This window comes from Gallintestinimicrobium propionicum, from assembly GCF_025567525.1.
Classification (GTDB): domain Bacteria; phylum Bacillota; class Clostridia; order Lachnospirales; family Lachnospiraceae; genus Gallintestinimicrobium; species Gallintestinimicrobium propionicum.
In genome coordinates this window covers 1-11,421 of record NZ_JAOQJY010000020.1, presented here as the reverse complement: position 1 = coordinate 11,421, position 11,421 = coordinate 1, and the positions used below count along the sequence as shown (strand labels likewise).

Annotated in this window: 11 protein-coding genes and 1 other annotated feature; of the genes, 2 read left to right on the top strand and 9 right to left on the bottom strand. The window is 47.5% G+C overall.

Annotation, left to right across the window (positions count from 1 at the left end; all coding sequences use genetic code 11):
• Positions 1-147: 147 nt before the first annotated feature.
• The 8 genes from rplL to OCV62_RS13630 form a co-directional block, all read right to left on the bottom strand.
• Positions 148-522: a 50S ribosomal protein L7/L12 gene (gene rplL / locus OCV62_RS13665; RefSeq protein WP_021914152.1), complete on the bottom strand. Its 375-nt coding sequence runs from the start codon at positions 520-522 to the stop codon at positions 148-150.
• 74 nt (positions 523-596) lie between these two features.
• Entirely contained in the window at positions 597-1,130 is a 534-nt protein-coding gene (rplJ, locus tag OCV62_RS13660; RefSeq protein WP_262587311.1) for a 50S ribosomal protein L10, read from the bottom strand.
• A gap of 43 nt (positions 1,131-1,173) precedes the next feature.
• Positions 1,174-1,306 (bottom strand) — a sequence feature (ribosomal protein L10 leader region).
• A gap of 103 nt (positions 1,307-1,409) precedes the next feature.
• Positions 1,410-2,555, bottom strand: a complete 1,146-nt coding sequence (locus OCV62_RS13655; RefSeq protein WP_262587309.1) for a glycoside hydrolase family 5 protein — start codon at positions 2,553-2,555, stop codon at positions 1,410-1,412.
• Positions 2,556-2,571: 16 nt separating this feature from the next.
• Entirely contained in the window at positions 2,572-3,543 is a 972-nt protein-coding gene (gene bsh, locus OCV62_RS13650) for a choloylglycine hydrolase (protein WP_262587307.1), read from the bottom strand.
• Positions 3,544-3,550: 7 nt separating this feature from the next.
• The gene (locus tag OCV62_RS13645; protein ID WP_262587305.1) at positions 3,551-4,810 is read right to left on the bottom strand and encodes a CapA family protein; all 1,260 of its coding nucleotides are present in this window, start codon (positions 4,808-4,810) and stop codon (positions 3,551-3,553) included.
• A 26-nt stretch (positions 4,811-4,836) separates the two neighbouring features.
• Positions 4,837-5,835, bottom strand: a complete 999-nt coding sequence (locus OCV62_RS13640; protein WP_262587303.1) for a CPBP family intramembrane glutamic endopeptidase — start codon at positions 5,833-5,835, stop codon at positions 4,837-4,839.
• A gap of 239 nt (positions 5,836-6,074) precedes the next feature.
• A complete protein-coding gene (locus tag OCV62_RS13635; RefSeq protein ID WP_262587301.1) occupies positions 6,075-7,373 on the bottom strand; it encodes an MFS transporter in 1,299 nt (432 codons plus the stop codon).
• The gene (locus OCV62_RS13630) at positions 7,370-8,146 is read right to left on the bottom strand and encodes a DeoR/GlpR family DNA-binding transcription regulator (protein WP_262587299.1); all 777 of its coding nucleotides are present in this window, start codon (positions 8,144-8,146) and stop codon (positions 7,370-7,372) included. The genes OCV62_RS13635 and OCV62_RS13630 overlap by 4 nt, the downstream gene beginning before the upstream one ends.
• 289 nt (positions 8,147-8,435) lie before the next feature.
• On the opposite strand from OCV62_RS13630, the gene OCV62_RS13625 reads away from it, so the two are divergent.
• Positions 8,436-9,152, top strand: coding sequence for a ThuA domain-containing protein (locus tag OCV62_RS13625; protein WP_262587297.1), 717 nt, complete (start codon positions 8,436-8,438; stop codon positions 9,150-9,152).
• A 174-nt stretch (positions 9,153-9,326) separates the two neighbouring features.
• Here the strand turns inward: OCV62_RS13625 and ltrA are convergent, their stop codons facing one another.
• Entirely contained in the window at positions 9,327-10,607 is a 1,281-nt protein-coding gene (gene ltrA / locus OCV62_RS13620) for a group II intron reverse transcriptase/maturase (protein ID WP_262587296.1), read from the bottom strand.
• Positions 10,608-11,215: 608 nt separating this feature from the next.
• Here ltrA and OCV62_RS13615 point away from each other — a divergent pair.
• Positions 11,216-11,344 (top strand): hypothetical protein, encoded by a 129-nt coding sequence (locus OCV62_RS13615; protein WP_262587294.1) that lies wholly within the window; start codon positions 11,216-11,218, stop codon positions 11,342-11,344.
• Positions 11,345-11,421 lie beyond the last annotated feature (77 nt).

Below are 11,421 nucleotides of genomic sequence, written 5' to 3'. Positions count from 1 at the left end.
TGCATAAAAAATGGCATACTCTAACACAATAGTGCACACTACAATCTAACACAATCCATTCTGTCTGTCAACTGATATTTTTAAAAAATTGCGAAAAGGAAAGGCGTCCGCATTCGCGAACGCCTTTGTGGTAAGATATGGTCTCAATTATTTCAGAGTAACCTTAGCGCCTTCAGCATCCAGCTTCTTCTGGATATCTTCAGCTTCTTCCTTGGAAACGCCTTCCTTCAGAACCTTAGGAGCGCCGTCTACAACTTCCTTAGCTTCCTTCAGGCCCAGACCGGTAACTTCACGAACAACCTTGATAACCTTAACCTTGTTAGGGCCAACCTCGGTCAGTTCTACGTCGAACTCGGTCTTTTCTTCAGCTGCTGCTGCTTCGCCGCCTGCTGCTGCTACAACAACGCCTGCTGCTGCGGATACGCCGAACTCCTCTTCGCAAGCCTTTACCAGATCGTTTAACTCTAATACGGTCATCTCTTTGATTGCTTCAATAAATTCCTGAGCGGATAATTTTGCCATTTTAATTTACCTCCGTTTTAAATTATTGTTTTGTCAGCCGCATCTGCGGCTCAGTTTCTTTTTCGGAAAAAAGATTATTCTGCAGCAGGTGCTTCTTCTGCAGGTGCTGCTTCGCAGTTTGCTGCGCCGCCTTTCTCTGCGATCTGATTCAGAACGCGAGCCATGTTGGTGATAGGGGACTGCATGCTGCCCAGCAATCTGGAAATAAGAGCTTCTCTTCCAGGGATCTTAGCGATCTCCATGATTCCTGCTGCATCGTATGCATTGCCTTCTACAACGCCGCCCTTGATCTCCAGCTTTTCAGCTGTCTTAGCGAAATTAGCCAGCTCTCTTGCAGGAGCGGTTGCGTCGGTAGTAGAGATTGCGATTGCGCTGGGGCCTTCCAGATACGGAGCAAGTGCCTCGAAATCTGTTCCCTTGAACGCAAAGTTCATCATTGTGTTTTTGTACACCTTGTAAGTAACACCAGCTGCACGAAGCTGCTTACGAAGTGCGGTATCCTGATCAACGGTCAGACCACGGTAGTCTACCAGAACAACAGACTGCGCATCTTTCACTGCTTCAGCGATCTCTGCTACTACAGGTGCTTTCAGTTCAACTTTTGCCATTTTCTTACCTCCTTTTAGATTCTTCTGCCGAATAAAAGAAGTTGTTCGTACAAAAAAACCTCTCTATCCAAAGACAGAGAGGGAAATTCATCGCATTTCTTTCACTCCTCGGCAGGCGTTTCTTCTTACACCGGTTATCCGGTACCTGCTGTCTTCGGCACGGTCTCAACGACCTTGTTTACATTAGCATAATAGGGAGGGGATTGTCAAGGAGTTTTTCTATTTTTTTATTACAGTTCACTCGTACCTTCCGGAAGCTTTCCGCGGCAAACTACTGTTTCACCGCATGTTCTTCGGCATCCACCCGTGGCTCCAGCAGCGGCACAGGTCCCAGCTGTCCAGGCTTGTTGTGTACATCGGTTCCTGTCTGTCGCGGTAGAGCTGGTAATTCCAGTAAAACGAGCCTGCTGCGTTGCAGTCGTCCCAGGTTTTTAACTGCATCCGCGCAACCCTCCGGTAGACCTTTTTACGCCATGCTTCGTCTTTTTCATAGGAAGATTTCCCATAGCGATCCGCCACGCGGTTGCACAGGCACCATTCCCCCACCAGCACCGGCGTATAGCGTCCCGCCCGCCGGATCTGGCGTTCGTAAAAGCGTAAAAGAAGCTGATACGGCAGCAGATTATGTAAATGCAGAAAGCTGTCCAGCACCCACAGATAAACGTGAACATCCAACATGACATTTTTCATACCGTTTTTTACAAAAAAATCTTTCCAGCGGCTCAGCCGGAACCCGTCATGAAACACGATCAGCTTCTCCGGATCCATGACCGCCCGAAGCGTTTCATAGGCTTCTTTATAGAAGGTTTTCAGGAAACGCATGGGCACATGGCTGCTGCCGATTGCTTCTCCCTGATCGAGCGCCTGCTTCCGACTCGGCGCAAACAGATAGACCCGAAAGCTGATGGGCTCGTTAAGCACTTCGATGCCAAGTAACCCTTTCCGATGCCCGTAACGCTTCCCCAGCCGTTCTAACACATATAATACATAAGCGACCTCTTTCGGATTCCGGTGCCATTTGCAGACGCCGGTGATGCCGCCGTTGTCATAGCTGTTCTGCCCGCCCGGCACGGTATGCAGATCGATCAGCACCTTTAACCCATACTTTTCCGCATAGTCCATCGCCTGATCGACATATTCGATGCAGCCGGAATATGGTTTTCTGTCCCCGAACACGAAATATGGAACCGGCAGGCGCACCGCGTTAATGCCGTGCGCAGCAATTTTAGCAAAATCCGTTTCTTCGATATAGGTATCCCTGTGTTTTTTCATCAGCGGACGCAGCTTTTTTGCCGGAACCTTGCGGTTTAACCAGACCTCGTCCTCTGCGCAGTTTTCCTCGAACAAAAACGGCTGCATCCATTTTTCCAGAACAAGCCAATTGCCAAGATTTACGCCAACTATTTTTTTCCGTTCCTCTGACATAGCTCTGCCTCCTGCGTCAGTTCTGACAGAAAATCTGCTCCTCCGTAACCGGCTTGTAGCAGCTCAGTGTCTTGCTGTCCAGATCGGTTCTATGCATGTCTACTGCGCTGATCTGGTGGTTGTCATAGGTTGTATAATAGTAAATCCCTTTGGAAGCGTTGCAGCAGGACGTGTAAATCGTGATCTCATACTTTCCCTCTGCCACCTCGCAGCAGCCTCTCTGCTGATCAACCGAGCCCAGAATGTGGAAAAACTGGCTGACGCTTTCTTTTTCAGAATCCCCCGAAATGGAATTGCATTTCACAAACGCCACGCGCGCAAATCTCGACTCCGAAGAGAGATCTCCCGGAAGCCCCATCGCACCCATACCCCTGCTGTAGCTTGTAAACGGAATCTGACCCGAAAATCTGTGCTCCGGCTGCTTCGGAGATAATCCTGCATAGTTATTTAACTGGAACATCTGCATCGGAAAGGGCGGGTTATTCGTCAAAACTCCTGCCGGATTGTCATAGACCTGCAGCCCGTCCTTCGTGCATTCCAGCGTTATCGCCCCACTTGCATCCGCAATGATCCAGTGCAGCTGTGCAGCAGAAAAATCCCCAAAGGGCGTTCCGACCAGGTTCATCTTTGCAAGCAGTTTTCTGACCTCCTGCAGATTGGCACACTGTCCAAGCACCCATGGAATCAGCTCGTACTGCGCCACATTTTCTCGTCCTTCTTCCACTTTCTGATACACTGCGTTGCCGACAAAATTCAATCCTGCCATGCCGACACCCTTTTCATTGACCGCATCATAGTACAGCGGATATCCATCCGCCACATGTGCCATACCGATCATCCCATAATGCGCATCGCATTTTCCCATATGGCAAAAATCCAACGGAAATCTGCGCGGCGTCACCACGATCTCGTCTCCATAAGAAAACTCATAATCCAGCGTCCTGCCGAAATAAAAGTCTTTTGTCTGATACGTTGCTGCTGTACACATAATTTTCTCATCCTTTCTTTGTCACAAATCCGTCTCCATCGATCGTTACGTCCGGAGAAATCTTTCTCATATAGGAAAGCACGCGCTCCTTTTCCGTCCCGTGCAACATCGTTACGCTGCAGTCCTGCTGTCTGCCCGGAATAAACTGCAGGCTCTTAAAGCCATTTGCATCCAGCGTCAGCTTTACCAGACAGGTATCCTGTGCTTTGGAGTTAAACAGAAAGTTTCCAAGGCTGTACATCACCGGTGTATCCTCACAGTAACCGAACTGCTGCAGCACATGCGGATGATCTCCGATGATCAGATCCGCACCTGCATTCGAAATTTTGACCGCCTGATCCTTCTGTGCCCAATCCAGCTGATCCGTAGCTTCCGTTCCCCAATGAATATAAACGATCACATAGTCGCTGACCTGTTTGGCGTTTGCAACTACCTCTAACAGTTTGTCCACATTCCAACAGCGAAATACACCCGGACTGTTCTGCGTCGCTTCCTTTGTATCCGGATTCTCTGTCCGCTCGATCTGCGTTGCGGCAACAAATGCGATCTTCTGGTCATTTACAATAAAATAAACCGGCTTGATCGCTTCTTCCAGATTGCGCCCCGCGCCGACATAGGGCATTCCGATTCCATTTAAGGTATCCAATGTATCCAGAAACGCTATCTTGCCGTAGTCATACGCGTGATTGTTCGCCAGAGAAACGATGTCAGCCCCCATGTCAAGCAGATAGGATGCATATTCCGGCTTGGCACGGAACGTGAATTTCTTGTTTTCTGTCGGAGTTCCACGGTTGCTGTAGGGAAATTCGTTATTTACCATAAAAATATCCGCGCTGCGCATCACATCCAGCATTTCCTGCGAAATGCTGCCCTCAATGCCCCTGCCGCGCTGGTTCATTTTTACCTTGACCGCATAATGGTCGTCGAACAGAATGTCCCCCGCAAACACAATCGTCGTTTCATTCGGGCTTGCCGCCGTTTTTGCATAAATATTCTGCTGCCGACACAACGCCTCATCTGCAAGCAACGCGTCGTATTTTCCTACGGGCTTTGCCGACTGTGCACTCGCCAAAACGTTTTCCGCTGCTTGGACATCTTCCACAAGGTTCGCCAGCTGGCTTTCCAGCTTCACCGCTACAAGCTGTGGGCTTCCAACAGCCCAGATCATGCTGCAGCCCAAAACTACGCTTCCGAGCGCAATCGTCAAAATCAGTGTAATCAGAAAAATATGGCTTCCATGTCTTTTTCTTCGTCTTTTTTCGATCATAGCTCCTCACTTTTCCTGTAAACATTTTACTGTAGCAACTGCCAGATCATGATTCCAATCCAGAATGCGCCATACAGTAAGATTCCGGGATTTCCAATCATGACCGCCGCTTTCTTTTTACCTAAGGAAGCAACTTTCTCTTCCGGTGCGCAGCATACAAACTTTTTGCGGTTCAGCCACGTCAGAATCAGTCCGGCTCCTGCCATCATCAGAATCAGTGACGCATAAGAGCCGAAAATGAACATTCCGACAATTCCGTTCCCTAGATCCGCCAGAACCGCCAGATTCTTTGTATTTAAAAATTCCGTCAATGTTTCCATCGTATCCATATAGCCCGTCACCCGAAGCATCCATGTGCCGAGGGAAGAGCCGATAAAATTGACCGCCATATGGAGTCCGATGGTATATCGCAGTTTTCCGGTTTTTACATAAATAAATCCCAAAAACAGACCGAGCAGGAACGCATAGGAAAACTGATTCAAATTTCCATGGAACAGTCCAAAAAACAGTCCGGAGGCAAGCACCGCCGCAAGCTCTCCATATTTTACAATCCGCTCCGTCAAAAACTTCCGAAACAGCAGTTCTTCTGCCGTCGGCGCGATCAAAACTGCAATAACAAACGTCACCCACGGATTCAGCTGCATCACCGTCGATACCAGTGGATTATCAACGCCGGTTCCTTTTACCATTCCGATCCCAAAGGTCAGCGCCGTCCCGATCAGGTTTCCTGCGTACATCAGACCGTAGCACATGAGAAATGCTATGATCCACTGTCCTGCGGTCATTTTCCTTTCTTCGATCTTCTGGGTCGGAATTCTGCTGACCAGCCAGCCCATAAACGGCATGGAAATCCCATACATCGTCAGCATCAGTACGATAAACGAACCGTTTGCATCCGCCATTACACCCGGCACGAATTTTTTACCGACCATCGCCGCCAGAAACTGTACAGCGTATATTACAATCGATCCTGCCAGATAAGCAAAACCAATTTTCGAAAAGTGTCTTCTGATTTCTTTTTCCATAATTCTCCCTCCGGACATCTCCCGGACTTTTTCCTACAGTTATTCCCTTGTATCTAACATTGTGACCTGTTTTAGGCGGTTTGTCAACCACAGTGGGCGGAAGCCAAAACCAGGCGGCATGCTCCTGATTCGGACAGCATGCCGCCTGGTTTTCTTCTATATTTTAAAAATGTTTCTGGGTTTTTTCCTCCCGCCGGAACAAGATTTCTACAGCTTTCGCACGTTGTACTTTTAGAATTTTACACACACTTTCTCACAAACTTTTTCCAGGGCTTGATCCCCATCAGGCACAGAAGCGTACCGCACAGTGCGGCGATTGTCCAGAACAGGATAACTAAGTTCCAGCCACTCTTATCCGCAATCCACGCAATCCCATAGCTGGAAATTGCACTGCCCACATAGGTGCAGGAGTTTACCAGGCCGGAGATAAAACCGACACGGTTGAACTTTTTGAAGAACGGCGGAATCATACTGACCAGAATCATATTGACGCCGTGCATGCATCCCGTAATCAGCGCAGACAGAAAAACAGACAACACTGCATTGCCGTTTGGCATCAGCCATAATAGAAACGCTGCCACAAATCCGGGAACAAAGATTGCCATCCCACAGCGCAATTCGTTGTGGATCAGCTTTCGATTGATCAGGGATGCGATCTGTGAACACATAATACCAAACAGAGGCAAAGCAATACCGGTCAGGATCGAAACGGAGCTTGCCAAATGAAAGGTTTCGGAAATATAGCTTGGCATCCAGGTCGTAATACCGTCACGCAAAATGCCCTGCATCATAATTGCAAGCATGATAATTGCAAGCATCGGCGCGGTTTGTTCCGGTAAGGGAATTGTTTTTTGCAAAGCAGATGTATTTTCTTCCAGGCTTGTGCCATTTTTCGTGCCCGCATCGCCACGGGAGGCACCTGCAGTTGCCTTCGTAAAGCTCCCTGCAGAACTCTTCTGCATTCTTTTTTCCGCAGAACCGATGGCTTTTATCCACGCAAATGCAAAGAGGACCGCACAGCCTGCACAGAGGAAAAACAGACTTCTCCAGCCTTTCCACACAATGCAGACAGGTGCAAACAGATAAAGGAAGATCGTGCCGGCAGAAGATCCCCAGCCGACCCAGACGCAGCTTTTCTTATAGGTATCCTGGTCAAGATAATCTGACAAAAGCCGGACCATCGGAGGCCACATCAGTGCCTGGGCAAAACCGTTGATACACCAGAAAACAAGCATCGCGGCCGGTCTTGAAAACAGTGGAACGCAGACATTCATACCTGCAGATACCATCAGTCCGATAAACATCAGATAGCGCGGCTTGATCCGGTCTCCGAGCCATCCGCTGATCAATTGTCCGATACCATAGGTCACGAAGCTTCCGGTTACCGCCATGGATGCTGACATTTTCGTGATTCCTTCTGAATTGACAATTTCCAGAAGCACTGTGCCGTAGTTGATCCGTGTAATATAGCTGACAAAATATGCAGCAACACAAAATCCGATTAATATTCTTTCCGCCTGATGATCCTGTTGTTTCACTTCTTCTGCTCTCCTCTGATCATTTCTATTCCGTTTTCCTGATAGAGCTCCAGGATTTCTTTCCGCAGGCCGCTGTCCGTGACAAATGTTACGGCTTCGTTGACATCCGCAAGCTTTAGCAGCGCACTCTTTTCAAACTTGTCACTGTCCGCCAGAAAAACACTCCGATCCGCATGCTTCATCATCGCCCGCTGTAAATGGTACAGCTCCTGATCATAGTCCATTATGCCGTTCTGCAGAGAAATAGCGGATGGAAACAAAAATGCTGTCTTTGCATGAAACTGTTCCAGCATTTGCAATGCCCACTGCCCGCAGAATGCACTTTCATCCCGAAGGTATGCCCCTGCACACAGATAGAGGGTAAATCCTTCTTTTTTCTTCAATATCTCAAACACATGCAAGGAATAGGTAATCACTGTCAGCCGTTCAAACTCTTCTGCAAGCATTTTTGCAAACGCTATCGCAGTGCTTCCGGAATCCACCATCAGCACATCTCCTTCCCGGATCAGGCCTGCCGCATACCCGGAAAGCTCTTCCTTCTTCTGCGGATTTTCTTCTGTCCTTTCTTCCAGCCGGTGATATTGCTTTGCCACAGCTATGCCGACTGCACCGCCGTGTACCCGATGCAGACAATCCTGCCGTTCCAATTCCAGAAGATCTCTGCGGATCGTCTCAACTGACACACCAAACTGCTTTGTGAGTTCGTGAATCCGAACTGCTCCGTCCCTCCTGATCTGGCTTACGATCTGTTCCTGCCGTTCGATTGCAAGCATCCCTTTTCCTCCTGAAATCCCACATGTTTCATTTCTTTTACAAGATCTTTACACATAATAACATATAAATCCACATAATACAACATTATTCCTTGTTTTTCCACATCCCCTTTTTTTCTGAAGGCGCAAACATGGACCGAAAAAATCCCAGAAGTCCTTTGCCGTAAAACAGCAATTTCATATGAAAAAAACAGCAAAAGCAGGCTAGCTGTTTTTACTGTTTTCAGGTATGATGAAGAAAAAAAGAACACGATTCTTTTTTCATAAAAAGTAGAAAAGGAGTAATCACATGATCAGAGTAACTGTATGGAATGAGTTCCGCCATGAAAAAGCCTCCAAAGAGGTTGCAGCCATTTATCCGAACGGCCTGCATGCAACAATTGCCGAGTTTCTTGGCAAAAACGACGACATCGAATGTCGTCTGGCATGTCTGGATGATCCCGAGCACGGTCTGACCGACGACGTTCTGGCCAACACTGACGTCCTGATCTGGTGGGGCCATATGGCTCACGATCAGGTATCCGACGCGGTTGTAGATAAGGTTCAGGATCACGTTCTGCGCGGCATGGGCCTGATCGTCCTGCATTCCGGACATTTTTCCAAGATCTTCAGAAGACTGATGGGAACCAGCTGCAGCTTAAAATGGCGTGACGGTGCCAGAGAACGTCTCTGGTGCGCAAATCCCGGTCATCCCATTGCACAGGGTCTTCCGGAGCACTTCGAACTGGACGTGGAAGAGATGTACGGCGAATTCTTCGATATTCCCGAACCTCTTGAAACCGTATTCATCGGCTGGTTCAACGGCGGCGAAGTATTTAGAAGCGGCGTAACCTTCCGGCGTGGTCTTGGCAACATATTTTACTTCCAGCCCGGACACGAAGCCAACCCGACCTTCCATAATGAAAACATTCAGAAGGTCATCACCAACGCGGTTCGCTGGGCAGCACCTGCTACCAAAAAGCCCGAAATCATCTGCCCTTGCGTAGAGCCCCTGGAGAATGTGTGAGTGGTCTGATGGCTGATAAAATTCATAGGACGCATTTTCCTATGAAACAATAGAATGCACGCTCTGCGAGCATTCTATTGCCATGAATAATCGAGTAGGAGGCTAATCATTAGTTGATTAGCCGACCTCTCACACCACCGTGCGTACCGTTCGGTACACGGCGGTTCAATCAACTTAACATTTAACAAACCTCTCGGTATAGTAGTCATACATTGAGACCAAGCCAAATGAGGCTAGTCTCTTATTGGTAATTACATAGTTTAGCGCACCTTCACTTAATCGTGCTACCCGTGCACCACTGTATGCTATTGCATAAGCCTTCTTACTATACATTCCTAACTTCATTAGGTTTTGCGCACGATTTTTTGGGGTTTTCCAATGCACCCAGATACACATACGCAATCTTCTACGAATTAGCGCATCCATATCTTTGCATAACCACTTCATATAACCGATTCCGAAATAATTGATCCATCCACGGGTTAGCTGGTTAAGCTTTTCAATCTTATAGCGATTGCTGACACTCCAGTTTCTTCTCGTGAGCCATTTCATTTTCGTTTTGAGCTTAGCTATTGATTTTGCATGTGGTCTTGCCTTGTATTGTTGTGCTTGCGTGTCGAAAAAGAATCCAAAACCAAGATATTTAAGTCCATCTGGTCTGTCTACTTTGCTTTTAGTCATGTTGACCTTAAGTCCTAGTTTCTCTTCAATAAATCGTGAGATATTCCTCATAACTCGATTGGCAGACATTTCACTTCTGACCATAATGATACAGTCGTCTGCGTAACGTACAAAGTTTAGCCCTCTGGTCTCCATTTCCATATCTAGTTCATTCAGCATAATATTCGCCAGAAGAGGCGAAAGGTTTCCACCTTGTGGTGTTCCCACTATAGAATCCTCATACTCATCGTCAATCATGATTCCACTGACAAGATATTTTCTAACGATAGAGATGACGTCTCCATCTTTGATAGTTCTACCGATAATGGTCGTAAGTTTGTCATGATTCACTGTGTCAAAGAACTTTTCCAAGTCAATGCCTACAATCCAATCATTACCATCATTCATCATGTCTAACGCTGTTAGGATTGCTTGCTGTGCACATCTATTTGGTCTAAATCCATAACTGTGGGCATGGAATTGTTCCTCGTAGATTGGTGTAAGTACCTGTGCAATGGCCTGTTGTACAAATCTGTCTGTTACTGTTGGTACTCCTAGGTTTCTGACACCGCCATCAGGCTTTGGTATCTCCACTCTTCGTACTGGCTGAGGCTTATACTTTCTTGTCCTCAACTGTTCCTTGATGATTTCGCCGTTCTTTACAAGGTGTTCTTTAAGTTCTGTGTATTTCATTCCGTCCACACCCTCTGCACCTTTATTTCGTACGACTTGCAGATATGCTCTGTTGAGGTTATCGCTAGAAAGTATCTGCTCCATTAGACTACTTGTGTTCATGCGTTCTTTCCTTTCCGTCTCGCTTGATTTGACCACCTTTTACCCGATTGGTTACGGCAGATGTTGCCATTTCTGCAATACGAGATATACTCAAACTTATTGATTGTTCGCCCCTTTGCTCCATTTCCATTACAGAAACTTCTTCACTACTATGGGTTCTGCTGACTTCTCACAGTTCGTTGTTACTAGGCAAATGAAACCTCTGTGAGACCTCCACGCTTAAGGTGCACGCTCTTTCTCCTCATAAATCCGCCGCATTTACTCTGCTTCTACAAATGTGGTAGTTATTAGACTTTGCTGTCTTTCGCCAGCTTATCTCTCGAAGCCTAGCCTCATATGCGATTTCTGTCCGTCGGACCAAGGATTTGCCTACAGCTTCCTTCAGATTCCACCTCACGATGGACACCCTTGCTGTTCAGCTATACATTTCCCACTACCTGGGCATGTTCAGGACTTTCACCTGCGAGAGCGCGCCCATGGCGCGCAAACAAAAAGAATGTGCCTTGGCACATTCTCGCGCCGAGGCGCGGTTGCTTCGGCAACCATCTACCCCTGCGCCGAGTGCGCATCCTCGCGGAGCGTTTTAATTTCATAGGACGCATTTTCCTATGAAATTAAAAAGTCCCATGTCTGAACCCGAAAAGGAACAGACATGGGACTTTTCTATTTTCATGCAGGTACCTGCAAAAGCGCTGACTGCAGCAACAACTACACCACCCGGCACACTGCACACATAAAAAATAGGCTTCGCCTATTCAACTCCCCTGCCCCTCAATCTTGAGGGGTGGGATTTCTTTTTGTTACTATTTCATGC